General features: G+C 63.8%; 23 protein-coding genes and 2 tRNA genes. 11 read left to right on the forward strand and 14 right to left on the reverse strand.

Translation table 11 applies throughout. From position 1 onward, the window contains the following. Positions 1-20: 20 nt before the first annotated feature. From FWD29_00065 to FWD29_00095, 7 genes are all read left to right on the forward strand, one after another. A tRNA-Ile gene (locus FWD29_00065) sits at positions 21-94 on the forward strand. Positions 95-116: 22 nt separating this feature from the next. Then, positions 117-659, forward strand: coding sequence for a hypothetical protein (locus FWD29_00070; protein MCL2802342.1), 543 nt, complete (start codon positions 117-119; stop codon positions 657-659). Between the two features lie 26 nt (positions 660-685). Next, a tRNA-Asn gene (locus FWD29_00075) sits at positions 686-761 on the forward strand. Between the two features lie 237 nt (positions 762-998). Next, a complete protein-coding gene (locus FWD29_00080) occupies positions 999-1,199 on the forward strand; it encodes a hypothetical protein (GenBank protein MCL2802343.1) in 201 nt (66 codons plus the stop codon). A 672-nt stretch (positions 1,200-1,871) separates the two neighbouring features. Continuing rightward, positions 1,872-2,081: a hypothetical protein gene (locus FWD29_00085; protein MCL2802344.1), complete on the forward strand. Its 210-nt coding sequence runs from the start codon at positions 1,872-1,874 to the stop codon at positions 2,079-2,081. 167 nt (positions 2,082-2,248) lie between these two features. Beyond that, positions 2,249-2,575 (forward strand): hypothetical protein, encoded by a 327-nt coding sequence (locus FWD29_00090; GenBank protein MCL2802345.1) that lies wholly within the window; start codon positions 2,249-2,251, stop codon positions 2,573-2,575. A gap of 1,118 nt (positions 2,576-3,693) precedes the next feature. Then, a complete protein-coding gene (locus FWD29_00095) occupies positions 3,694-3,963 on the forward strand; it encodes a DUF3467 domain-containing protein (GenBank protein ID MCL2802346.1) in 270 nt (89 codons plus the stop codon). 42 nt (positions 3,964-4,005) lie between these two features. Here FWD29_00095 and FWD29_00100 read toward each other — a convergent pair whose 3' ends face one another. After that, positions 4,006-4,443 carry a DUF4065 domain-containing protein gene (locus FWD29_00100; GenBank protein MCL2802347.1) on the reverse strand — a complete coding sequence of 146 codons (438 nt, stop codon included), beginning with the start codon at positions 4,441-4,443 and terminating at the stop codon, positions 4,006-4,008. Between the two features lie 531 nt (positions 4,444-4,974). Here FWD29_00100 and FWD29_00105 point away from each other — a divergent pair. Next, the gene (locus tag FWD29_00105; protein MCL2802348.1) at positions 4,975-5,325 is read left to right on the forward strand and encodes an RNA polymerase-binding protein RbpA; all 351 of its coding nucleotides are present in this window, start codon (positions 4,975-4,977) and stop codon (positions 5,323-5,325) included. Between the two features lie 18 nt (positions 5,326-5,343). On the opposite strand, the gene lnt is transcribed toward FWD29_00105, so the two are convergent. The 5 genes from lnt to FWD29_00130 form a co-directional block, all read right to left on the reverse strand. Then, on the reverse strand, positions 5,344-7,053 hold the full coding sequence (gene lnt, locus FWD29_00110; protein MCL2802349.1) for an apolipoprotein N-acyltransferase: 1,710 nt from the start codon (positions 7,051-7,053) through the stop codon (positions 5,344-5,346). A gap of 288 nt (positions 7,054-7,341) precedes the next feature. Then, a complete protein-coding gene (locus tag FWD29_00115; protein MCL2802350.1) occupies positions 7,342-9,621 on the reverse strand; it encodes a DEAD/DEAH box helicase in 2,280 nt (759 codons plus the stop codon). Positions 9,622-9,686: 65 nt separating this feature from the next. Next, on the reverse strand, positions 9,687-10,616 hold the full coding sequence (locus FWD29_00120; GenBank protein ID MCL2802351.1) for a diacylglycerol kinase family lipid kinase: 930 nt from the start codon (positions 10,614-10,616) through the stop codon (positions 9,687-9,689). Positions 10,617-10,638: 22 nt separating this feature from the next. Beyond that, positions 10,639-10,962 (reverse strand): hypothetical protein, encoded by a 324-nt coding sequence (locus tag FWD29_00125; GenBank protein ID MCL2802352.1) that lies wholly within the window; start codon positions 10,960-10,962, stop codon positions 10,639-10,641. Between the two features lie 11 nt (positions 10,963-10,973). Beyond that, the gene (locus FWD29_00130) at positions 10,974-12,968 is read right to left on the reverse strand and encodes a WYL domain-containing protein (protein ID MCL2802353.1); all 1,995 of its coding nucleotides are present in this window, start codon (positions 12,966-12,968) and stop codon (positions 10,974-10,976) included. Between the two features lie 26 nt (positions 12,969-12,994). On the opposite strand from FWD29_00130, the gene FWD29_00135 reads away from it, so the two are divergent. From FWD29_00135 to hisG, 3 genes are read left to right on the forward strand one after another with little or no spacing between them, the layout of a single operon-like run. Beyond that, the gene (locus FWD29_00135) at positions 12,995-14,227 is read left to right on the forward strand and encodes a DUF3866 family protein (protein MCL2802354.1); all 1,233 of its coding nucleotides are present in this window, start codon (positions 12,995-12,997) and stop codon (positions 14,225-14,227) included. A 10-nt stretch (positions 14,228-14,237) separates the two neighbouring features. Then, complete coding sequence (locus FWD29_00140; GenBank protein ID MCL2802355.1) at positions 14,238-14,501, forward strand: phosphoribosyl-ATP diphosphatase; 264 nt, start codon at positions 14,238-14,240, stop codon at positions 14,499-14,501. Then, complete coding sequence (gene hisG / locus FWD29_00145) at positions 14,502-15,350, forward strand: ATP phosphoribosyltransferase (GenBank protein ID MCL2802356.1); 849 nt, start codon at positions 14,502-14,504, stop codon at positions 15,348-15,350. Positions 15,351-15,391: 41 nt separating this feature from the next. Here hisG and ribH read toward each other — a convergent pair whose 3' ends face one another. The 8 genes from ribH to FWD29_00185 are packed head-to-tail and all read right to left on the reverse strand — an operon-like array spanning position 15,392 to position 24,175. Next, complete coding sequence (gene ribH / locus FWD29_00150) at positions 15,392-15,874, reverse strand: 6,7-dimethyl-8-ribityllumazine synthase (protein MCL2802357.1); 483 nt, start codon at positions 15,872-15,874, stop codon at positions 15,392-15,394. After that, a complete protein-coding gene (ribA, locus tag FWD29_00155; GenBank protein MCL2802358.1) occupies positions 15,871-17,178 on the reverse strand; it encodes a GTP cyclohydrolase II in 1,308 nt (435 codons plus the stop codon). The genes ribH and ribA overlap by 4 nt, the downstream gene beginning before the upstream one ends. Then, positions 17,175-17,780, reverse strand: coding sequence for a riboflavin synthase (locus FWD29_00160; GenBank protein MCL2802359.1), 606 nt, complete (start codon positions 17,778-17,780; stop codon positions 17,175-17,177). Before FWD29_00160 ends, ribA begins: the two co-directional genes overlap by 4 nt. Before the next feature lie 10 nt (positions 17,781-17,790). Then, positions 17,791-18,813, reverse strand: a complete 1,023-nt coding sequence (ribD, locus tag FWD29_00165) for a bifunctional diaminohydroxyphosphoribosylaminopyrimidine deaminase/5-amino-6-(5-phosphoribosylamino)uracil reductase RibD (GenBank protein ID MCL2802360.1) — start codon at positions 18,811-18,813, stop codon at positions 17,791-17,793. 4 nt (positions 18,814-18,817) lie between these two features. Then, a complete protein-coding gene (gene rpe / locus FWD29_00170) occupies positions 18,818-19,546 on the reverse strand; it encodes a ribulose-phosphate 3-epimerase (protein MCL2802361.1) in 729 nt (242 codons plus the stop codon). A 10-nt stretch (positions 19,547-19,556) separates the two neighbouring features. Beyond that, the gene (locus FWD29_00175) at positions 19,557-21,110 is read right to left on the reverse strand and encodes an rRNA small subunit methyltransferase B (protein ID MCL2802362.1); all 1,554 of its coding nucleotides are present in this window, start codon (positions 21,108-21,110) and stop codon (positions 19,557-19,559) included. Continuing rightward, positions 21,107-22,051, reverse strand: coding sequence for a methionyl-tRNA formyltransferase (fmt, locus tag FWD29_00180; protein MCL2802363.1), 945 nt, complete (start codon positions 22,049-22,051; stop codon positions 21,107-21,109). The genes FWD29_00175 and fmt overlap by 4 nt, the downstream gene beginning before the upstream one ends. A gap of 9 nt (positions 22,052-22,060) precedes the next feature. After that, positions 22,061-24,175 (reverse strand): primosomal protein N', encoded by a 2,115-nt coding sequence (locus FWD29_00185; GenBank protein MCL2802364.1) that lies wholly within the window; start codon positions 24,173-24,175, stop codon positions 22,061-22,063. Positions 24,176-24,211 lie beyond the last annotated feature (36 nt).

The following is a 24,211-nucleotide window of genomic DNA, read 5'->3' on the forward strand; positions in this document are numbered from 1 at the left end:
ATTTGTTTACCAGCTCCCTAGGGCCAGTAGCTCAGCCGGTCAGAGCAACGGACTCATAATCCGTCGGTCGTGGGTTCAAGCCCCACCTGGCCCACGTGGTGCAGCTTAGGCCGTCCGTGCCCCCAGGAAAGGTCCTGGCGGCGTTGGGGCTGCCGGCCGGGGCCAAGGTTATGTGCGCCTGCCCGGTTTGCCTGGAAGTGGCCGATGGCGCGGAGGGCTGGCTGGTGGTGACATCGCGCGGGCTGGCCCTGAGCGGACCAGATTGCCGGGCGCGGTTGGCTCACATCAATTGGTTGGAAATTGAGCGGGTAGCGGTGCGGCGCCAGCGGGGCGAAAAAGGCCGGCGCGTCGGCACCGAGCTGGTGGTTCACAGAATCGACCAGTCGGAGCCAACTAGAGCTTTCTTACCGAAAGCGGACCATCACCTGGTCGAGGTTCTGACCGAGAGGCTCTGGGCCTCGGTCGTTATGACCGAACACGTCAAGGTTCCCGGTGGTCAGATCCGTGGTGCCCTGCGCCGCGCTCACGACGACGAGTTGGAGATTCAGATAATCGTGCCGCCCGAGCTTGACGCCGAAGCCCCGGAGGTCAAACAAGCGGTGGCAGAACTGGGTCAGCGTCTGGGCGAGCGAGTCGGGCTGACACCTCAGACCTGGTAGCCTACTGTGCTTGGCAGCCCCGCCGGTCCCGCGTAGCTCAATCGGCAGAGCATCTGACTGTTAATCAGAGGGTTACTGGTTCGAGTCCAGTCGCGGGAGCCATGCCGTAATAGCTCTGACCAGCACTGACACCCCGAATCGCGTTGCAACACGGGATTCTGTGGGACATTTGTGGGAGACACGCTCGAGTTTGGGCACTTGTTACCTGCGACGGTAGGCGGGCCACGGTCAGGGCGGCTTGCGAGCTAATCAAGGTGGCCCGCTCTAGCGGTAGAACCATGTAGAGGCGACCAAAGCCAGGGTGGCTGTCACTCTTCGACCGTGGGGCACAATAGGATCATGAGTAATCAAGGGCCACAGGATCAGGCTATCAGTGGCTACCGTGATGGGTACCAGTATGGAGAAGCATTCCAGCCGCGCAAAGGCAAGTTGCTGGCGCCCGACTATCACAAGGGCTTGGCTGAGGGTCAGGCGGCGCGTCTGGCCGCTATCCAAGCTGGACTACTACCTGCTTACCTAATGACACCAGCGGGCCGCTAGAGCGGCCCGGCTAATGTGAGAGTGGGGGCGTTTCCGCTGGAGCGGGCGCACAGAGCGCCGGGTTCAAGCGGCAGAAGGCAACGACACGTATCGTATCGTCAGGCCATTGATCTAGTGGTTGGCCGGATCCACGACGAAAACGCCCCCCGCGTCCACCCGCCGCGGCGTTGTGGCTCTGGTCACCGCACCAGTAGGCAAACAGCCTGGCGAAACAGGTCTCAGCGACAGGCGCCAGCAACGAGCTGGCCCACGAATGCGGCCACCGGGAGCACGGCCACGACTGGCGCAACCGCACCGACCGTTGTCGTGGCGAAACACAGGCCGACCTGTACTCGGCCAAGCTACTGATCGACCCAGACCACTACCAAGATGCGGGCGTGCCTGCGGGCCCCACCCTGGCGGGATTGCCAAACAACTCGACGTGACAGCCCGGCTGGTCACCCTGTGGCGAGACTGGGCGATGAGGCATCTTGTTCGGGTCTAGCCTCGGCGCATGAGCGAGACCCCCGGCGCGAGCAATTCCCCCGACCGCCCAAAAAGACAGCGACGCAGGCGCCCCACAACCGCCTTGTGCGCCATGTGGGAATGGGCGACGAGGGTGGCGCAGTTGCCGGCCCACATACACCGCGGAAGAACCTGGGCCAACGGTTCAGCACGTCAGCCTGGGTAGCCGTGGTCTTTGGCGCGATCGCTGGGTTTTGCGCGCCGGCGTCTAAACGGACGACCCTTCGCTCCGGCTATGCCTCAACCTCGATGGTGCAAGAACCCACCCCATTCTTAGCGATCACGCTCATTGCCGGCGTCATCGCCATTATCGGGCTCGGCTTCCTGATCGGCACGATCAGAGACCTCATCCGGCTGGCGGAATCAAGCCGAACTTGACTCGCCGTCGAGACAAGGCTTACCCCATGAGGCGAACCCCCGTCGTTTTGATCGCTCTTGGCATTTCCCTGGCAATCACTGGATGCACGCTCAACGTCACGACCCAGCCCCAGAAAGGCGCGGACAGCACCACAGACACTGGAAAACCCGCCGCAACGCAAGAATAGGTGACGCTGACCACCCTGGAAGGCACCTTCGGCGACAACGCAAAGGTCGCCCAAAGCGACGTATTCGAGATCACCGCCGACAAGGTCACAGTGACCTATGACATTTCCACAACGTCCGCGGGTGGCAACGGATGGCTTTACATCCTGCCTGAAGACGAAACTCTCACCCAAGACGCCGACGGCAATCACAGGGTGCCCTCCGTCGACGTCGAATCCTTCGGAGGCCAAGGCAAAGAGATCGCCAAAGAGGAACCCGGCCGGTACTACATCTACTTCAATACGTCGGGCGTTGGTGGGTACAGCATCAGCGTCGAAGAGAAGCGGTAGCCCATCTAGTGGGGGAGTGGCGCTCCCCTAGCCCGTTTCGACACTGGCGAGCGCACTAGCCATCCGCTCTGCCGCCTCTGACCGCGAAGATCTCACATCCTCAACGTACAGACGGACCATGCCCAGATCGACCTGGTCGGGGGTCCCCATCACCTGCCGGTCACTGGCGCCACCGTGAACGTGGAGCATGGTCGCACAATCACGCCTCAGCGTGCGAGGGGTCACGCCAGGATCGTCCGGGCTTCGCTGCCCAGGGCCGATACCAGACTTGCGGCGGGCCCGGTCTCAATGGCCCCTGAACGTGGTCTCCGAGACGGGCAGTCCACCTTGGCCGGGAAGCAGCCAAGCACCATCGGTAGGGCCGACGGGTTCGTCCTAGTGCCCCCGGATCGGTCCGAGGAGGTTCGATGGAATCGGCACCCGCCGTTGCCCGGTCCTGGTCGTAGGTGACCCGATATGCCGGCCGCCCTTGACCTAGGTGACGTTGCGGCGGACTAGCAGACCGGGATTCTCCCCGGAGAGCATAGGGTCGCCGCGCTGTAAAGCTCCCACTTCGCCGTTGCGTGGCCCAACCCAAAGCAAGAGTTGGATCGCAAGCCTCAGCCGTTCGGGCATGGCCTCGATGATTAGCTCGCCCTCACCCGGTTCTGGCAGCCAGACACACCCGTGGCATGTCAGCTTTGGCTTCGATTCGCCAGGCGTTGGCGTCTTCGCGGCTCGTGAAGGTTCGGTCGGCGGTGTAGGCCTGCCCCGCGGGCGCGGGCAGGGTCTCTTGGTTGAGTGTGTGGGTTAGGTTGGGGGCACGGTGCGGCGTGCGCGCAACCGTCCGCTGGAGAGCGTGTCGATTCGACCCCAGGAGCTTCTTTGACGGCAAGTCTCTTTGGACCAATTGGCCACGAGCGGCACCTACTGCCCTGCAAATGCTAGCCAGTCTCGAGGGAGATACGTGGCTGATCGGTGGGGCACCCAAGGGCACTCAAGGGCACATGTGGTAGGCTCCAATCCTGCATACATGCAGGTCACTCGCCTGTCTCCGCTGGCAGGGACGTTGGGCCTACACTGGTTCGGGTCAAGTCGCGGGAGCGGGGGAGTTGGTAGTCGCTGACAAGGGGAGCCTCGTGCCCGAACAACGAATTCAGATCAAGCTTCCAACCGAATTGGCTGGTGGTGTCTTCGCCGACTTTGTCAGGGCCTGGCATACCTCGGACGCGTTTGTGCTCGACTTTTCGACTCTAACCGAACCGCCGCGAAACGAGGATGACGCCCTGGTGCTTGACGCCACTGTGGTCTCGCGCGTGCGCATACCGCCGCCGCAGGTCTTTGAGCTAATGAAGGCGCTAGAACAGCAGCTTTCCGCTTGGGAAAAAGAAGCCAACAAGAAGAAGTAGCCAAGCGGTTGGCTTTGCCGGCCAGGTGCTCATCTGGGGTGCTTAGTGCACTCGGTCCTGGAAGAACTCCCGCATGACCTGGTGGTCGATCTGGGCCAGTTTGCGGTTGTTGTGACGGAAGTGGCCCCGAGCCTTGATGAAGGGCCGTTCGTGGTGAGTCATCAGGGATAGTTCACGTCCGGTTAGGTGACCATAGGTGGCCAAAACCGCACTGATGGTGCGTTTCTCTGGTCCTGTGATCAGATCAGGTTCGCCTGGGATTTGCCCCGGCGGCAGTTGGAAAAGACCTTGGTGGCAGACCCACAAATCAGGGCAAACCGGGCCGGTGGCCCAGGCTTCAATCGATGAGTCGAAGAGCTCAGCGCCGTCCCAAGCCAGATGGTGACCTTGGCAGTAGTAGCAGAGCTTATGCAGCTTGGCGGTTGTCATGGTGCCGTTCTGTTGCAGAATATAGGCCGCCACATCGAGGATCGCTGCCATTAGAACCTCCTACGCCAGGCGCGCGAATTGGTAGTTACCACCAATCACAACACCGGCCAGGCCCGGCCTATTCCAGCGCGAGCCAGCCTGAACTGCAAAATCGGCCCAAGCCGAATCCGCCAGACGCGAAATGGCGCACAGCGCAGGGGAGGGTGGCCATCCGGGCTGTGGTCGCCAGGCGCCTGAGGTGGGTGTAGCCCCCAATTCCCCCAAACGGACATAATGTCCATTATCGGCGCGAGGTGGTTGGGTGGGTGAATCGGTCAGTATTGGCACGGATCGAGTCGCTGTGAGATTGGTCACACTTTGCTGCCCATATTGCCGTGTCTGTGGCGAGCTGACCTGGAGTTACGGCCCGGCTGCGGCCGGATTCATGGGCCATGGCGGCGAAGCAGTGCCGACCGGCGCCCTGGCGGGTTCTGCGCAATGGGATCATTGGACTTTCAATCGGTGACCAGCGGGTCTCGATTGACTGCCGGAGCGTGGCGTTAGGTCTTTCCATGGAAAGGCCACGAGAGGAGGCAAAGTCAAGTGGCTGAACGTTCGATGCGGGGTGTGGGGCTTGGGTGCCAGTCCTTAGAGAGCAAAGAAGGTGTCAAGTGGGCCGAGCGTCTCAACTCGACCTATGACTGTCCTGCCGGCCACGTGATCATCTTGCCTCTATTCGTCGAAGCGGTACCACCAGACCACTGGCAATGCCGCTGTGGCCGGATTGGACACTTGAGGGGCCTGGATAGAACGACCAACCACATAGTCAAGAGGCAACGAACCCATTGGGACATGTTGCTGGAGCGACGGTCGGTCGAAGAACTCGAGGCGCTGCTAGAAGAGCGCCTCGAGCTTCTGCGCTCAGGGCGTTTGCCCGCCACCACCTGCTACTAGGGGTTACTTCGCCTTGAGTCAGCTGGCCTGCCTGGCTGGCTTAGGCGGTCGTGGCGGTGGTGACAGTTGTCGAGAGCGACCATGAACCAAGCCGGTCAGGACTCCGGCTCCGGCCACGACCATCAGGGCCCAGCTGATTGGGCCAACAATTCCGCTGGCCGGGGTGCGGCTGGTACGCAGTGGCACAGTGGCGGTGAAGACAGCCGGCTGAAACAGTTCGGTTTGATGGCTGACTTGGCCACTTGGGCTAATGGCCGCGCTGACTCCAACGGTAGAGGCCTGGATCGTCGCCCGGCCCAGTTCGATGGCTCGCAAGCGGGACATGGCCAGCTGCTGGGTTGACTCACTGGTCCGGCCGAATGAGGCGTTGTTGGTCTGGACAATGATCAGTTCGGCCCCGCCTTGCACGGTCTGGGCCACAAGGGAGTCATAGGCGACCTCGAAGCAGATCACATCACCGACTCGCACGTCGCGTCCAAGGCTCTTGATCGGCACGTCAAACAGGCCAACTGAACTGCCGGCCAGCATATCGGTGCCGATCAGATCGACCTTGGTGGTGAAGTGGCGAAAGAACGACCGGCCAGGGATGTATTCGGCGAAGGGCGCCGGGTGGCGCTTGGCGTACTTCGCCACCGGGCCCTGGCCAGGAAGCCAAAGGATGCCCAAGTTGTAGCGATGGGACGTCTCGGTGTACTCCATCGAACCGAGCAGAATCGGCGCATCGACCAACTGGGCGGCGCTATCGATGGCGGCCCAGGCTTCGGGGTCGGTTTGGGGGTCAATGTCGGTGGCGTTCTCAGGCCAAATAACCAGGTCAATCGGCTCGCCGGCCAATTGCTTGGTTCCGGCAACATGGTTGTCTAAGACCTCCCGCTGATGGGCGAAGAGACCTTCATCTGTTACTGCGACGTTGCCTTGGACCACGCCAAGTCGCAACTGACCCACCTCGGCCGAATCGGTCAAAGGGAACAGAATTGGCGCAGCCACGGCACCAGCAAGTCCAGCGCCAATTACTGCCACCAGGCGGAAGCGACGCTGGGCCACAGCCCGGGCCGCAGCGAAAACTAGGGCGCCGGCAAAAGCAACTGACCAGCTGACCCAAGGGCTGCCAGCCAGCCAGGCCCACCGCCCCATAGGCGAGCCAGCCTGGGAAAAGGCCAACCGGCCCCAGCCGAAGCCGCCAAATGGCACAAAACTGCGCAGAGTATCGACTCCGGCCACCACGGTGGCGAAAACTGCCGCCGCCAGAATCGGTGCGCCTTTGGCGCCCCGGTCGAATAGGGCCGGGCCTGCCGAGTTGGTCAGTGCCCTAGCCGGCCTTGGCCCAGATGGACGGCCGGCCGATGGCTTGGCTCTAGCAGTCCTGCCCGGGCGTGGCTGAGCCTCGTTGACAAGCCGGCGGGCCAACGCCCAAGCCGGCCCCACCAGGGCAAACATCGCGCCGGAGGCTACTGAGAGGGCCAACCAGGGCAGCAGTCCGGCCGCCGCCTGGGCCCACCAAAACAGCGGCAAATAGCAGGCCGTGGCAAACAACCAAGCAGGCAGGAAGGCCCGTAGCGGCGGCATTCGGTCAAGAGCGGCTACCAACAGGGCGCAGGCCGCTGGAGCCAAGTACCACAGGTCGAGAGGAGGAAAAGCAGCAAAACAGGTTACGCCGCCGGCCGCGGCCAGAGACAAGCTGGTCAGCCAGGTCCTGGTGCCGAGCCGATGACTTAGGAGCTTTGCCACCCGCACAATCTACGGCATCGGCCTATTGCCAAGCCCGCCTAAGCGCCAAAGGTAGCTGCCGGTCGCCAGGTAGAGGACAGCCCGCACACCCTTCGTGCCGACCCAGCGGGTCGTTTTCTACTGGGCGTGCGGGCACGTCCGAGCGTCCTGTCAGGGAGTTGCTATGACTGGTATAAACCCAATACCGAAAGCCGAGCCAGGCCGCACCATTCGAATCTACCGATCTGGGCTTGGCCGGACAAGACGCTTCGGAGCGTCACACGGCGAGTCTCAGTTTTTGGTTGAGGTTTAGGCCGTTGAGGCCGCCACTACGCCCCGGTGTAGGCGGTCGCCGGCGGCCTGACAGCGCCGCGTCAAGTTCATATTCCCGCTGGCCAAGCCGATTTGTTCAAGGACGTCGATGACCTGTTTGACCAAGCGGACAAAGTCGCCCGGCACCAGGTCGCAGGCCGGCAACACCACGGCCAAATCTCGCCCTGCCGCCCACAGGGCGACGGCCTGGCAGGCGCCAGGCTGCAGTCCAGGCGTGGCCGGGTGCCGGTTGGCCAGTTCGGCCGCCTCAACTGCCCGCCAAGCCCTTTCGGCCCGTTTGATGGCCGCGGCCATAACCGGATTGGCCGGGCCTGAAATTGAGGTCGAATCCCCGCGAGGCTCAAAAACCATGGCGGCGACCACCCCGGCCAAGTCTGACGGTTTCAAGGAGTCGAAAACGCCGCGGCGAAGGCATTCGGCAATCACCAAATCACGTTCGGAGTAGATCCTGGCCAGAATCTGCCCAGCCTCGGTCACCTCAAGCAGCTGGTTGGCTGCGTCGGCGCCCTCGGGCCTGGCCAAGTAGCCCAAGGCCAATAGCACCGCTTGGACCTGGTCAAATTGGCGGGCAATGGAACCAGTTCGGGTGTCAATCGCCTTCATTAGGCCTTGACGTTTGGCCTGAGCCTTGGCAATTCGATGGGCCCAGCGGGCACCTTGTTGCCCTTGGGCGGCTTGATTGTAGCCAGCCAAAGCATGGTCAAGCTGGCGAACTTCGCGAGCCAACTGGGCCACCGATCGGTCAGCCTGGTACTGGGCAAAGGACATCTCCAGCACCTGCCGGGAGCGTTCGGTGCCCATCATCCGGATCAGATTGACCGCCATGTTGTAGGTCGGTTTGAAGGCGCTGTCCAGGCGGTATGTCCGCTTTGAGGCCAAGGCCAACAATCGCTGCGGATCGAAACCCCGGTGGGACACCACCACGGCGTGGCCCTGGAAGTCTTGACCCCGGCGGCCGGCCCGCCCGGTCAACTGGGTGTACTCCCCCGGCGTTAGGTCGGCGTGAGAAGTCCCGTCCCATTTGTCCAACCGGTCCATGACCACGGTTCGGGCCGGCATGTTGATACCCAGGGAGAGGGTTTCGGTGGCAAATACCACCTTGATTAGCCCCTCCTGAAAGGCCAGTTCAACGGCCTCTTTGAAAATGGGTAGAAGGCCGGCGTGATGAGCCCCAACCCCTCGGCTGGCGGCCTGAAGCAACTCGGGGTAACCCACCACTGGAAGATCTCCAGGCGGCAAGGTGGCCGCCACCGTCTCGAAAATGCGACGCACCCGTTTGGCTTCGCCGCTTTGGTTCAGGTCAAGCCCGGACCGCAAACAAGCCGCAACCGCCTGGTCACAGCCAGAGCGGGAAAAGACGAAATAAATGGCCGGAACCAAGCCAGCCCGGTCCAACACTCGGGCCACTTCGCCTCTGGGCTGGTTGCCGTTGGCGCCACGCCTGGCCCGGGCCGGCCGGCTGCGACCACCTGAGTGGCCACGGGCCGTGCTTCGTGGCCTGCCACTTGGCCCCGGCCGGCCCGGTTGTCCGCGCAAGGACAACAATTCGGGATTGAGCCTGGCCGGAAGCTCAGCTTTGGTCGTAGCCACGAACAGGTCCTTTAGCCCACCGGGCGTCATGACGTGCTGGAATAGCGGCACCGGGCGGCGATCTGACACAACCACCTGCATATTGCCGCGGACCAATTCGAGCCAGCCACCAAACTCCTCGGCGTTGGAGACTGTGGCGCTGAGCGCCACCACCTTCACCGCCGGGGGCAGTTGGATCAAGACTTCCTCCCAAACCGGGCCGCGGAACCGGTCAGCCAAATAGTGCACCTCATCAACCACCACCAGACCCAGACGGTCGAGCCCGTCGAGGTCGGAGTACATCATGTTGCGCAGCACTTCGGTGGTCATGACGACTACCTCGGCCTCGGGCCGAATCGACTGGTCACCGGTTAGCAGGCCAACCCGTTTGGCGCCGAAGTAGTCGCATAGCTCGCGGTGTTTTTGGTTGGACAGGGCTTTGATCGGCGTGGTGTAGAAACAGCGTTCGCCTCGGCTGACCGCCTGATCCAGTCCAAATAGGGCGACCAAGGTTTTGCCGGCGCTGGTTGGCGCCGCCACCAGGACTCCCTCATCGCGCAGCAAAGCCCGGCAGGCCTCGAGCTGGAACGGGTCCAGTTCAAGATCCAGGCTGGCGGCAAAGGCGGCAATCGGCGCCAGGCTTTGACGCTGTCGAAAGGCGGCGTAGGCCCCGGCCGGGTCAGTCATGGCCTTGGCCGATGCCGGCCGGCGACTTTGGCGGCAGGCGGACAGTTGTCGAGGGCCGCCGGTGGCTATCGAGGCGCATTTTGCGTCAACCTAACTGGTCGCAGAATCCTGACCGCGCCAGGTACAACAGTGCAGGTCAGGGGCAGCGGGCCAACTCTCTCACCGTCAGTGTGAGCATCTGGTGGGTTGGCTCCAAGATCGGCTCTCGGCCGGATCGTGACGCTTTTGCCGGTAAAGAGGTTGACTGCCGGGTGGGACAGATGGGAGCCACCATAGATCCGGGGGAAGACTCGCAGAAGTTGGGCCTTGGTTAGCGGCCCGGCAACCATCAAGTCAATTAGGCCGTCATCCATCACGGCCTGCGGTGCCAGTTTCATACCGCCGCCAAAGTAGAGTCCGTTGGCCACTGCCACCAGGGCGGCCGGGCCGGACCAGCACGGCCGCCCATCCAGTTCAACATCAAAGCCGTAGGGCTGGTAGCGGCGCAGCTCGGCAAATAGGGCTCTGACGTAGACAGATTCGCCGCGCGGCCAGGCCAGGGCGTTGGCCTTGGCGTTGACTGCCGCATCGAAACCGGCCGAAAGTACGCCACAGAACCATTCAGACATTGAATGATGAGGAGTCGACACTTCAACCGCGTCGACTCGGTAAGGCGGCTGGGCCAAAGCCTGGCAAACGGCATCGGCCCCGGCTTTGGCGCTGCTACGCGGCAAACCGAGCGATCGCGCCACGTCGTTGCCGGTGCCCAGCGCGATAATCCCCAACGGTAACGACGTCCCGGCCACCAAGTTGACCCCTAAGTGGACCATACCGTCTCCCCCGGCCACGACCAGGGCGTCGAGTCCGTCAACGACCGCTTGGCGGGCCGAGGCGGTGGCGCCGGCCAGGTCGGGGGCGGACAGATCGACGACTCGATGGCCCTGAGCCTCAAAATTGGCCCGCAGGTGGGGCCAACTGCCAGTGGCTTTGCCCTTGCCGGCGGTCGGGTTAAGCACTAACCCTAGGGTTGAGCCCACCTCACTCGTCCCGCCAACCGGCCAGGACAGCCCATTGGCGGTAGGTGGATTGGTGGGCGGCCTGGCGCCGCTGGCGCCGCCTGGCCCGGCGATTACGCAGGTCACGCCGAACCTGGTCGAGTTGGGTTGGGTCTAAGTTGATGGCGACTGGCTGGACCTTAGCGGCGGCGAAGTTGCCACCACCATCCAAGCGTTCAAGTGCACTACCTAGTTCCTCCAGCGCCGCCATCAGCGCTTTGGCCTGTCGCCAAAGCCAGCGCAGCGACAATGCCACCGCCACCGCCCAACCAAGCAGCAAGCTTGCCCAGATGACGAACCACAACACGATCCATAACCCTACTGGTCCAGCCCAAGGCCGGCTCGCTCAGCCACGGCCTGACGCAGCACAGACGGGGTCAGCACCTCGACCTGACCACCCAAGGCCAGGGCCAGGCCACTAAGCCAGGCCTCGGAGGCGACGTTGAGGCGAACCAGCAGGGCACCTGCGTCCAGTTCGACATCGCTGCCGCTGCGTTCAAGGGCTTCGGCTCGCCAACGCACCGGCGAGTCGAAAACGACATCGGCCAAATACTGGCCAGTCCCGGAAAAGCCACCGGCCTGGTTGCCAGTGCCCGGATCATGCGACCGACTGGCCTTCTTCAGCTGCCGCGCTTTGACAATTCGGTCAAGGCGGAAGTACCGCTCGTCATCGGCCGTCCGGTCCCAGGCGGCCAAAAGCCAATGGTTTTGGTCGGCGAATAACCTAAGTGGGTCGACCTGGCGATGGCTGGCCCGGCCTTGGCCGTCAACATAATCAATCGCCAGGGCCCGGCCATCAACAATGGCGGCACGGGCAGTGGCCAAAACGTCGCTGGCGGGCGGCGCCCAGGGCACCTCGACATCGAGCCCCAGGCCGGCGGCTTCGAAGGCGGCTTCAAGTTTGGCCAGAGCCGATTTGGCGGCCTCGGCTTGAGGCAGGTTCCTAGCCTTCAACCAACCCCTGAGCGTGGCCATAAGCACGGCGGCCTCGGTTGTTGTCAACCGAACTGGCTGGTCAAGCAGTTGGGCGTCTTGCAGGGCAACTTCCGTTTCATCCTCGTTGAAGTGGAAGTCGACCATGTCACCACCAGCCAAACCGGGCCTTCCAGTGCAGGTCCAAAGCAGGTAGAGCCAGGAGCGGATCTCTTCGGGGCTTTGGTCAAAGTGACGCCCAAGCTCATCGAGAGAAACCTGCCCGCGGTTGGCTAGATAGTTGACCAGGGCGAGCATCTCCCCGACTCGCTGGCTGGTGGAATCCACCCGGCGCGAGCGTGGCGGCTTTGGCGAAGCAATTGACCGGCTTATCTCTTTTGGTTTGCCTTGATGGCGGTTGAAGGCGGCGCGGCAAAGCTGCTCGACCATCTGGGCCAGCTCGGTTGGGGATTCGACCTTGGCAGCCGGGGCTAGGGCGGCTAGTTCACGGCTGGCGGCCACCAAATCATCGACCTGCCAGACTGCTTCTGCCACCAGCCCAGCCCCAGGCGCATCGCCTGGGTGAGGCGCAGGCTGTTTGAGGGGCCTAATGGCAGCGCCTTTGAGTTTGAGTAGTCTGGCGGCTTCGGCACTGACAAAAACGCGGGCCTGGCTGGGCGATGCCGGCAAGCCATCCGGCCCGGCCTGGCCCGGAAGATCATCGATGGCGCCGGCCCGGACAGCTGCAAAGCTGCCAGGGGGTCCTTGGGCGGTGACGGGACCGGCCAGCCGGTCAAGCTTGAAGGTCCGCCTGGCGCCGGCGCTGCGGTCATAGCCGGTCAAATACCAGCCAGTGGTCCTCCTCATCAGACGCCACGGCTCAACCTGACGCCGTTTGATCTGGCCGGTCGAAGCGGTGCGGTAGTCGAAGGCGACCGCCTGTCGGGTCTGGATGGCTTGCCACAACTGGCCGGTGACGTGACCGGCGGGGTCAAGATTCAGGTCAACTGAGCCAGAACCGCCTTCAACTCCAAGGGCCCGCAATTTGGTCAAGGCGGCTTGGGCCGTCTCGTCCAATCCGCCGCCGCGCCAGGCCCGGGCGGCCAAAGCCAGGATGGCTCCTTCTTCTGCGGTGAAGTCAACCGGTGCCATGTCGTAGCCATCGGGGTCAATCGTGTAGCGCTCTGAGCCGGCAAAGCCAGCCTCGGGCAGGGTGCGCAAACCGAGTCCCATTTCCCGCAGCAACGTTTTGTCCCGGTCGAACATTTTGTCGCCAGCTGGGCCAGCGGCGTAACCCTGGATCTTGGCGAAAACTGCCTGCTTGGTCAGGCCATGTTTTGATTCGCGCAGGGCCACCACCAGGTTGATTAGACGGACGGCCGGGTCCTGCTCTGCTTGCACGCTCTCCACCGTATACGGTGGTCAGCGTGATCGAGCCGATTCAGTGGACGGAGGGTCGAGTCGTGGGCATCGAGGCAGAGCGTCCCGGCGTCCAGGAGTTGACCTGCCAAGTTGGTGGCCAACTGGTGCCGGCCTTGGCCTACACCGATCTGGTTGGACAGCTGCGACCTGAAGATCAGGTCTACCTCAACTGCCGGGCGTTGGAGCTGGGTCTGGGAACGGGTGGTCAGGCCTTTGTCCTCACCCCCCCACTCCCCCACCTGGGCCCAGCCAAAACCAAACCCAGCGACCGGGTAGCAACTCTGCCTGGCCAAACTAAGGCTGAGATGACTGCCGAAGACTCTGGCTATTTGGTCAAGGCCCGCTATACGCCCCTCCAAGTGGTGGCCAAAGGCGTCGATTCGCCGTTTTCGCCCCATCATGGCGTACTGCAAGTGGCGCAGGGTCTGGACCAGATGCCGGTAGTGACGGCTGATCTCCACTCTTCGCTACCGGCAATTTGCGCCGGGCTTTGGGATGGCCACCCGGCGCCACGCATTGCCTATGTCATGACCGATGGCGCCGCCCTACCGCTGGCCTTGTCCCGGGCTGTTGACCAACTGCGCCACTTTGGGCTCATCGATTCTGTCATTACCGCAGGTCAAGCCTTTGGCGGCGACTACGAGGCGGTTTCTGTCCACTCCGCCCTACTGGCCGCCCGCCACGTCGTTGAGGCGGATGTGGCGGTAGTTATTCAAGGGCCGGGCAATCTCGGTTCGGACACACCTTGGGGTTTTTCCGGTTTGGCGGCCGGTGAGGCCATCAACGCGGCCGGCATTCTGGGCGGACGCCCGGTCGGTTGCCTCAGGCTGTCTGGGGCGGACAGGCGTCAACGGCATCAGGGTTTGTCCCATCACTCGACCACGGCCTACGGGCAGGTCGCCTTGATGCCGGCGGATTTGGTCTTGCCTGAACTGACCGGTGAGCTGGCCCAATTGGGTCACTCGGTCGAGGCCGCCCTGGCGGATCTGGTGGCGCCACGAGGCCGTCACCGGATGGTCAGGATTCCTACTGACGGGCTGATGGCCGCTATGCGCGCCCTGGCCGATGCCGGCATCGGCTTCAACACGATGGGGCGCAGCCTCGACCAAGACCCGGCGGCCTTCCTGGCGGCGGCGGCAGCCGGCCGCTACCTAGCTGGGCTGTGCCGGCGCCAAGACCTCGCCCAACCACTCGACCCAGCCGAGCGGTGTGGTGGCTCTGCCGGCCTCGACCGCTAGGCTCTAGCTTGTGAAGACCTTTGACCAGCTATATCAGCAGTTGCTCGAACGGGAAAAGCTGCGTCCAGCCACCTCTGAGTCAGCCCGGCTGCTGGATGCGGGCGTACATCAAATCGGCAAAAAGCTGGTTGAAGAGGCTGCTGAGGCCTGGATGGCGGCCGAGTATGAAAGCGACGAACAGGTCGCCCTTGAGGTCTCCCAGCTGCTCTACTACGCCCAGCTGCTCCTGGTGGCCCGGTCGGTACCGATGACAATGGTCTTTGAGAGGCTCTAAATGCTACGACTAGCCATCCCCAACAAGGGCTCACTATCAGAACCGGCCGTCGCCATCCTCAAAGCGGCCGGTTACGCCCAACGGCGCGAAAGCCGCGAATTGGTCTTAGTCGACCCGACAGCCGGGGTCGAATTCTTCTATCTTCGACCTCGCGACGTGGCGGTCTATGTTGGCGCTGGCACAGTCGATGCCGGCATCACCGGCCGGGACCTGCTTATGGATTCTGGGGCGGCCGCCACTGAGGCGCTGGCCTTGGGCTTTGGCGACTCGACTTTCCGTTTCGCCGCACCGCCGGGCCTAATTGACCAGGTCGAGCAACTCCAAGGCCAGCGGGTGGCCACCGCCTATCCCGGGTTAGTATCCGGCTATCTGAAGAACCGGCGTATTGACGCCGCCGTAGTTCGCCTCGACGGGGCTGTTGAAAGCGCCATCCAACTGGGTGTGGCCGATGCCGTGGCAGATGTCGTTTCGACCGGCACAACACTTAGGGCTGCCGGGTTGACGGTCTTTGGCGAATCGATTTTGGATTCCGAGGCCATCCTGATTAGGCGCCAGGCGGCGCTGAGCCAACCAGACACCTTTGAGGTCCTACTTAGGCGTTTACAGGGTGTGTTGGTGGCCCGCAGATATGTCCTAATGGACTATGACGTGCCGATTGACCAGGTCGAACGGGCGGTTTCGATCACACCCGGGCTGGAATCGCCAACCGTCTCGCCGCTGCACGACAAACAGTGGGTGGCGGTTAGGGCAATGGTTCCGGCCAACGCCACCAATGAGCTGATGGATCGCCTCTATCAGGTTGGCGCCCGGGCCATTCTTATCACCAAGATCTTGGCCTGCCGCCTGTAGGGGGTTCACCGCGTTGCGCCGCCGGCGCTTCCAAACCCCGCCTAGCCTGCCAGTTGCCGCAGCACCAGGGCCGTTTGCAAGGCCGCGGTGGCAGCTTCACCACCTTTGTCTTCGCGTGAATGCGGCAACCCGGCCCGGTCGATGGCCTGTTCGGCATCGTCGACGGTCAGGACGCCAAAACCGACGGCTTTACCGGTGGTCAAAGCGACCTGAGTTAGGCCCTCGGTGGCGGCCCGGCAGACGTACTCGAAGTGCGGCGTCTCGCCTTGGATGACCACGCCCAGGGCCACAGCGGCATCGGCCCCGGCCTGCAACGCCCTTAGCGTCGCCACCGGCAGCTCGAAGGCACCGGGCACCCGGATAACCTCGACCTCGGCTCCGGAGCGGTCGAGCGCGGCCAGCGCGCCAGCCAGAAGCCCCTCAGCCACCTCAGCGTGCCACTGCGCTGCCACCACCACCAGGCGCAAACCCTGGCCACAGCCGGGTTCAACGGTAATGCCAGGAACACCCGCCCCACCGCTCATGTTGCTGTCATCTCCTTAATTAATTGGGCCGTCAGTCGGTGGCCCATTTGCTTGGCCTTGGTCCGTAGGTAGTCAACATTGTGGCTGTTGAGGCCAGCCACAATCGGTTCGACAGTCTCAACAACCGTGCCGTGGGCCCGCAGGCCTTCAACTTTGGCTGGGTTGTTGGTTAGCAGCCGGATCTGATCGAGGCCTAGGTCCTTCAAAATGGCCGCCGCCGCACCGTATTCGCGTCGATCTGCTGGCCAGCCAAGTTCAAGGTTGGCCTGAACCGTATCGAGCCCGGAGTCTTGCAGGGCGTAGGCGTCGATTTTGGCCCTCAGGCCAATGCCCCGGCCCTCGTGGCCGGTCAAGTAGACCACGGCCCCGCCTTGTTCAGCCACCATCGCCATGGCCCGGGCCAGCTGTGGGCCGCAGTCGCAGCGCTGCGAGCCGAAAGCATCACCGGTCAGGCATTCTGAGTGGACCCGGACCAGGTTGCCAGGGCGGTCTGGTGGCACCAGGGCGACATGCTCGGCGCCACTGACTTGGTCGCGGTAGCCAATCAAGTCGAAATCGCCGTGGGCGGTGGGCAGGGCTGCCTGGTTGGTGCGCACTACGCGGGCTTCGGCGCTCAGACCGCTGCCTGGTGGGTTTTGGCTGAGGCCGATGCCGCCAGGCCGGCTTTGATCTGAAAGGTCCGGCGCAAAGTCGCCGTGGGCGCGGCGCCAAGCCACTAGGTCGGCAATGGTAATGACTATCAGGCCCTCTTGGGCGGCCAAACGGGCGGCCTCGGGTAGGCGCATCATGGCTCCGTCGTCCCGAACCAGCTCGGCAATGGCGGCCACCGGCGGGACTGAGGCCAGGCGGCAAAGATCGACGGCCGCCTCGGTGTGGCCACCTCGGTGCAAAACGCCACCGGGTACTGCCCTTAGCGGCAGGACGTGGCCCGGACGGATAAGCTCGCCCGGCCCGGCTTTTGGATCAGCCAAGACCCGCAGCGTGGTGGCCCGGTCGCCGGCCGAAATGCCCGTCGTCACTCCATTGGCGGCGTCCACGGTGACCGTGTAGGCCGTGCGGCGCGGATCTTGGGAGTTAGGCACCATCAAGGGAAGGGCTAAGGCATCAGCCCTCCCCGCCGTCATCGGGGCGCAAAGATAACCCGAAGAGTGGCGAATGATCCAGGCAATCCAGTCTTCGGAAACGTCCTGAGCAGCGATTATGGCGTCGGCCTCGTTTTCGCGATCAGAGGCATCAGCAACTAGGACCGGCCGGCCGGCTTTGATCTCGTCAAGGGCCTGCTCAATAGTCCCGGTAGTGATCATTGAGTCAGCCGCTCGACGTATTTGGCGATAACGTCCATTTCGAGGTTGACCCGGTCACCTGGCAGCAAAAGGCCCAGGCTGGTTTGACGCAATGTTGTCGGAATCAGTGAGACTCCAAAACTGCCCCTGTCCTGGCCCGGCCCAGCGTCGACCACGTCGGTAATGGTCAGCGAGACACCGTCAACGCTGATCGAACCTTTACGAGCGGCGTAGCGCGCCAGCGCCAGCGGCAACTCGAACACGAAATCATCCCAGTCCTTGGCTTCAGTCCGGCTAGTCAGCTGGCTGGTGCCGTCAACGTGCCCTAGAACAATATGGCCGCCCAGGCGCCCATTGGCCGGTAGTGCCCGCTCCAGGTTGACCCTTGACCCGGCGCGCATGTCGCCAAGGGTGGTGTGGCGCAGGGTCTCGGCCATGACGTCGGCCGCGAAACGGTCATCCTCCAGCTCCGAGACGGTTAGGCAAACCCCGGACACGGCGATCGAATCGCCCAGGCCGGCGCCTTGCAGAACCCCGGGTCCTTGGACCTCGAGCCGGGCGCCAGAGCCAGCCGTGTCAAAGCGCGTCACAGTGCCCATTTCTTCAACCAGTCCGGTAAACATCTTGCCCTTTCTAGTCCTCAAGCCTTCTGGCTTCGATCAGGACATCCGAGCCCAGCTGCGTGACTTGGTGTGTGGCCAAGCGCCAAGCTTGGCTCAGGCTGGTCACACTGGGTTGTACTACGGCCGGACGCCCATTGCCCAAGACTACCGGCGCCAGATAGGCCATTACCCGGTCGACCAGCCCGGCCGAAAGCCAGGCTCCAGCCACAGTTGCGCCGCCTTCGATCAGAAGGTGGCGGATCTGTCGCGGCGCTAGCTCCTGCAAAACGTCGTTTGGGTCATGGCTCGCCACCTGGATGGTCTCACCGCCAGGCCCCAAGATGGCCGCCTCGGGCCAAATTGGTCGATGCCCCATGACCAGACGCAGTGGCTGATGGCGCGCCAGCGCACCATCTGGATCCCGAGCGCTTAGAGCCGGGTCGTCTGCCCTCAGCGTGCCACTGCCAATTAGGATGGCACCGACCTGGGCCCTGAGGCCATGGCCATGAAGTCGAGCTTGACGACCGGTGATCCACTGCGAGGTGCCATCCGGCGCGGCGATGCGACCGTCCAGGCTGGCCGCGATTTTGAGTGTGACAAAAGGTCGCCCGGTGGAAACCGAATGCCACCAGGCCAAATTCAGCTCCCGCGCCCTGGCCTGGGCCGCGATTGGGGCCAGCTCCACCGCCACGCCGTGACTGCGCAGATGGTCCGCCCCGCCGGCAGCGTCTGGGTTTGACTCGGCCATGGCCATAACCACCCGCCGGATCCCGGCTTGGACCAAAGCCGGCGCGCACGGTCCAACCCGGCCCTGGTGGGCGCATGGCTCCAATGTGACGACCAGGGTTGCCCCTTTGGGGCTCAAACCGGCCTGCTTGACGGCATCAAGCGCGGCCGTCTCGGCGTGTTGGGTGCCAGCCCCAGCGTGGAAGCCCTGCCCCAGCAACTGCCCGTCATTGGACACGATGACACAGCCAACTAGCGGATTGGGCCCCTCAGGGCGGCCCTGGGCCGCCAGTTCGAAGGTCCGGTCGAGGGCTTGGTCGAGGTTCATACCCTCACCGAAAGGCCAGGCTCGGCGGCGGGCCTGGCCTAGGGCCGGGTTTGGGGTGGTTGTTGACTGGTCGGGGTTTGGGACCGTCAACTGCCCTGCGCAAGGCGCTCACCTCACCGGCCGGGTCCTCGGCCCCGAAGACGGCCGCCCCGGCCACGACTATATCCGCCCCGGCGGCGACTATTCGGGCCATGCGTTGGCGGTTGGCGCCGCCGTCAAGTTCAACCGAAACCGGGTGGTTGGCTTGGGCGGCCAAGGCCCGGGCTTGGGTCAGTTTGTCAATTGAGCGTTCGATGAAATCCTGCCCGGCAAAACCAGGTTCAACGCCCATCACCAGGATGACGTCGATTTCGTCGATCAAGTCTTCGAGCCAAGCCACTGGTGTACCGGGATTGATGGCCAGACCCACTTTGACACCGGCCTGGTGCAAATGGTTGGCCAGGCGAACTGGCCCCGTAGCAGCTTCGAGATGGAAAGTCACCATTTCAACCCCTGGCAGGGCGAAGTCAAGGGCCCAGCGATCCGGTTCGCTAATCATCAGATGCACATCAAGTGGCAATGGGCTGACCTGTCCCAGCCGCTCGACCACAGGCTGTCCCATGGTCAAGTTGGGCACAAAAACTCCGTCCATGACATCAACGTGGATCAGGTCAGCCGTAGCCACCCGGCCCATCTCAGCTGTCAGGTTGGACAGATCCGCGGCCAGGATTGAAGGCGCAATCCGAATCGACATATCAGGTAGCCTAGTCGCCCACTTTGCGCAGCAGGGCCAGGAACATGGCGTCGGTGCCGTGCTGGTCGGTCCACAACTGCGCCATTCCATCGCTTTGAACTGCACCGGTAGCGGCCAGCTGAGGCACCTGAGCCAGGTCAACAACTTCGACGCCCTGGCTTGACTCGAGCACATCGGAGATGACGTGGCGGGTCTCAGCCAGGTGGGGCGAACAAGTGGCGTAGAGCGTCAATCCGCCCGTTTTGGTGGCGCCGATGCCGGCCCGCAAAAGCTGGCGTTGGAGCGGGCGCAGACTGCCCAGATCCTGCGGTTGGTGGCGCCAGCGGGCTTCTGGCCGCCGGCTCAAGGCGCCAAGACCGGTACACGGCACATCGACCAACACCCGGTCGTAGGAGCCTGTCAGGTCGCGGCCATCCAGCTGAGTAACCTGGCAAACGGTCTCGAACTGTCGAAGAGCCTGTTTCACCAGGTCGGCCCGGTGGCCTTGGGGTTCGTTGGCGGTCAAAAGAGGTGTCAGGCCGGGCTTTTGGCTTTGCGCCAGCAGACCGGCCAGGAAGGCTGCCTTGCCGCCCGGTCCGGCGCAGAGGTCAAGCCACTGGCCTTGATCGCTGGCCAGGGGGGCTTGAGCCAGGGCCCAGGCGACCAGCTGTGAGCCTTCATCTTGGACAGCGGCCTGTCCGTGTCGAATTGCCGGCAGGTCACCTGGGGCGCCGCGAGACATGGTCAAGGCGGTTGGCAAATACCGGCCGGGTTGGGCCGCCCGGCCAGTTTTTTGTTCAATCTGCTCTGCTAGTTGTTCTGGGCTAATCAGAGTTGGCCTGGCCACCAGGGTGGTGGCGGTGTGCTCATTGCCAGCTGCCAGTACTCCCGCCAGATCGCCTGGTTGACGGCCCGAACCGATTAGGGCTTGGCGCAGGGCTCTGACCACCCACTCGGGGTAGGACAGGCGCAAGGCTAGATGTTCAACCGAACCATCGTCAGGCGCAATGGCAGCCAAAACTGCCTCGTAGCCCTGCTCGGTTACGGCCCGGAGAATGGCGTTGACGAAATTGGCCGGACCAATGCCAATGGCCTCACAGGCCACGGCCACAGTGGCCGCCACGGCGGCATGATCTGGCACGCGCATATTGGCGATCTGGTGAACTCCAAGACGCAGGCAGTCCCTCACTTCAGGGTCAATCCGGGCCCGGCCAGCCACTTGATCTATGACGGCGTCATAGGAGCCGCGCAGGCGGGTGGTGCCGTAAGCCAATTCGGTCGCAAAGGCAGCGTCCCGGCCCCAGATGTCCCGCTGTCTCAGCGTTTTGGGTAGCCAAAGGTTGGCGTAGGCGCCTTGGTCGACTGCCCGCAGCAGGTCAAAGGCGACGCGGCGGGGCGCATCGGCGGCGCGTTGGCGTTGCGATGGCGCCTGTTTTGACCGGGCCCTAACTTGGTCGCCGCCCCACTGCCGGACCTGCCCGCGGGCGCCAGGTCGTGACTCAAATCGCCGCGACGGGCCTTGGTGGCGCCGGTTTGATCCCTGGCTGCCCGGCGGCTGGGAGCCAGGCTGGTTTGAGCCGCTCACAGCCTGTCTCCGCTGCTAAGACGCTGACCGCGAGCCCAATCAGCCGCCGGCATGGGCCGCTTTCCGGCCGGTTTGACGCGGTCGAGCTGGACGGCGGCATCGGCCGTGCCAATCCAGACTTCATGTTTGGTGACGTCCAATTGGCCTGGTTCAAGCGCCAAGTCGACTCGCTTGGCCAAGCGGTCTCCCAAAGACGCCAGTGGACCCAAGCCCAGTCGTTGTCCCTGGTGCTCAGACCAAGCTCCTGGGGCCGGCGTGCAGGCCCGAATCTGCCGGTCGAGGGCCTGGGCCGGCCGGTTCCAGTTGACTCGAGCGTCGTCAGGGGTCAGTTTGTGGGCGTAGCTGACCTCCGCGGCCGCCTGGGCTTGGGGCCGGGCCGAACCATTGGCAACAGCGGCCAAGGTGTCGACCAGCAAGCGAACCCCATCGTGGGCCAGGGTTTGCAGTACCTCGCCAGCGGTGCCCCTGAGTGGTAGGCGGTAGGTCAGGTGGCCATAGACCGGTCCGGCGTCAAGTTCGTGAACAAGCTGGAAGGTTGTGGCGCCGCCAATGTCATCGCCACGCTCAATGGCCCGCTGGACCGGCGCCGCCCCACGCCAGGCCGGCAGCAACGAGAAATGCAAATTGATCCAGCCGTGTCGCGGAATTGTCAGAGCCTGATCGGGAATCATGGCGCCGTAGGCCACCACCGCAATGGCGTCCAGCTGGAGCGCTTTGAGCCGCGCCAGCAGAGCCGGATCGCTTGGCCTGGCCGGGCGCTGCAGATCCAGCCCCAGTTCAAGAGCCGTTTTTGACACCGGGCTGGGTTCGGTCGCCCGGCCCCGGCCAGTTGGCGCATCTGGTCGCGAAATCACCACCAGCAACTCCAGGCCAGGCTGGGCCGCCAGTGCCCGAAGCGATGGCACGGCCACTTCTGGGGTGCCGGCAAAGCCAATCCTCACATGCGAAGGCTAGTCGATTTGACCCTCGACCTGGAGTCTGAGCTGGCCTGGTCGGCTTTGGCGCATCTGTCCTAGGCGTTTGTAACTGAGATCGATCACCTCCCCGGCGGCTTCAATGGGCGCCAACAGAACCAATCGACCCGGCCGGGCAGCACCCGGTTCCAAAATGCGGACCGAGGCGGGCAGATCCAAACCCAACTGGAACGTGGCTAGGGCTGGTTCCGGCCCGGTCACGACCACCGCTTTGGTCGCTGGCGGCAAGCCAAGCTGCTGGCGTTCGCTCAGCTCGCGGGCGGCGAAGCCGCTGGGATCCCAGCGCACCAGCGCCCCGGCCGGTCCTGGTGCAGGCCAACCCAATAGCAGCACTCGACCGCCTTGGCTGGCTGGACGCACCAGGCTGGCCGCCCTGGTCCAGTGCCGCAGGGCCGTGGTGGTGGCATCGAGTTGTGGCCGGCCGGTCAGGGCACCGCCGTCGAGCAGGGCAGCGGCGGCATAACCTGAGGCGACCACTGGTTCAGATCCCGGCGTCGCCACGACCAGGGCCGGGGAATCGCTGAGGCTGTCAATCACTCCGCCTGGGGCCTCGGCCGCCGAAAAGACCAGTGGCACTGCGCCAAAAGCCCGGCCCAGTTCCTGGGCTGTGCGAGCAGCGCCAACTGTCAGATGATGCCAGCTTGAGCCACCGCATTGGCGACAAAGCAGGCTGGGGGCCGGTGAGGCACAGTTGCGGCACCAGGCTGCTTGATCTGCACCCTCAAAGCTGAGCGGGCCTTGGCAGCTTGGGCAGCGAGCCACTTGGCGGCATTTGGCGCAGGCCAGCGCCGTAACATAACCCGCTCTTGGCACCTGGACCAGAACCGGTCCATTTGGCAGGGCCTGGCGCAGCAGACTGAAGGCCACGCCCGGCAACCTGGTGGCGCCGCTGGGCCCCTCGGCCTCGAGCCGGTCTTGGCCGGGCACCTCTACCCGGGCGCTGGCCTGGCGCACCAGCTCTCTGGGGGCGGCCACGTCAACCAACCAGCCGCTGTCAACCCAGGCTTGGATTTCGACCGAACGACTGGTCGAAGCGTAAATCAACGAGCAGGCCGACTCGCTGGCCGCCAGGGCAGCGATCTGCCTGACATGGGGATAGGGGGCATGCGGCTCAACCATGGCCGGATCATCTGGCTCGACCACCACAATCAACCCGGGCCGGGCCATCGGCTGGTAAACCGCTGCCCGCGTGCCAACACCAACTACGGCTTGACCGCGCCGCATCTGGTCGTAGCCGGTCATCCTGGCGGCCGGGCCATCGCTGGCTACCAGTCGTGCCACCGGGCCCAGCTCGAAGGCTGCTATGGCCTTGTGCAGACGGCTGGCCTGGCGCTCATTTGGGCAGATCACCAGGGACTGCCGGCCACCGGCGGCCACCGAGGCGACCGCGGCCACCACCCCGGCCGGCAAGCCGGCGCTGAGGCTCGCCGGGGCGGCCTGGCCCGGTCCACCCGACGCCGGGGCAAGGTCCACCCAAGGTAGAGCCAGCCAGGCCACTTTGACGGCGCTGCCGCTGGCCAGATGGCGTAGCAAGCTGGCTCCGCCGGTATATGGCGACCACGGGGTCTGAAGCTCAGGCCGGGCAGCTATGGCCTCGACGGCCGCTGGGTTAGTTGGGCCACCTGTTGTCGCCGGCTGATTGGTTGACGCCAGGGATGTCTCGGTGGCCAGGTGGAGCGGTGGAATCGCCAGGCGCAAGACACTGGCCCTGGTGCCGGCATATCGCCGGGCCACCTGACCAACTAGACGCCACAGCCCTTTGGTCAAAACCGGTAGCGGGCTGACCACCCGTTCCAGTGGCGCCAAAGCGGCTTTGTGGTCACTTATGGCCACCCGCTCCACCAGGTAACCCTTGACCCGGCGCCCGGCGAAGCGCACACTCACCCGCACCCCCACTTGGGCTTGATCAGACAGCTTGGCCGGCACGGCATAGTCAAAGAGCCGGTCCAGATGGGCCGGTTCCAGGTCAAGTGCCAGGCGGGCCACCGGCAGCTTGGAGGCCAGCTGTGGGGCTGGTTTGGGCCGGCGGGCAGGGCGGGGTTTGGGCGTTAGCCCGGGAAAGGAACCCTGCTCACCATGGCTGGCCGTCATGGTCATATTTCATCACTAAGCACGGACAAGCCGCCC

The sequence above is a fragment of the Micrococcales bacterium genome, from assembly GCA_009784895.1.
GTDB lineage: Bacteria > Actinomycetota > Actinomycetes > Actinomycetales > WQXJ01 > WQXJ01.

Coding starts and splice junctions, on each gene's coding strand:
- FWD29_00185 (MCL2802364.1), bottom strand. CDS start 24,175: ATGACGGCCAGCCATGGTGAGCAGGGTTCCTTTCCCGGGCTAACGCCC.
- FWD29_00115 (MCL2802350.1), bottom strand. CDS start 9,621: ATGACTGACCCGGCCGGGGCCTACGCCGCCTTTCGACAGCGTCAAAGC.
- rpe (MCL2802361.1), bottom strand. CDS start 19,546: ATGTCGATTCGGATTGCGCCTTCAATCCTGGCCGCGGATCTGTCCAAC.
- ribA (MCL2802358.1), bottom strand. CDS start 17,178: ATGATCACTACCGGGACTATTGAGCAGGCCCTTGACGAGATCAAAGCC.
- FWD29_00080 (MCL2802343.1), top strand. CDS start 999: ATGAGTAATCAAGGGCCACAGGATCAGGCTATCAGTGGCTACCGTGAT.
- ribD (MCL2802360.1), bottom strand. CDS start 18,813: ATGAACCTCGACCAAGCCCTCGACCGGACCTTCGAACTGGCGGCCCAG.
- FWD29_00100 (MCL2802347.1), bottom strand. CDS start 4,443: ATGGCAGCGATCCTCGATGTGGCGGCCTATATTCTGCAACAGAACGGC.
- hisG (MCL2802356.1), top strand. CDS start 14,502: ATGCTACGACTAGCCATCCCCAACAAGGGCTCACTATCAGAACCGGCC.
- FWD29_00160 (MCL2802359.1), bottom strand. CDS start 17,780: ATGTTTACCGGACTGGTTGAAGAAATGGGCACTGTGACGCGCTTTGAC.
- ribH (MCL2802357.1), bottom strand. CDS start 15,874: ATGAGCGGTGGGGCGGGTGTTCCTGGCATTACCGTTGAACCCGGCTGT.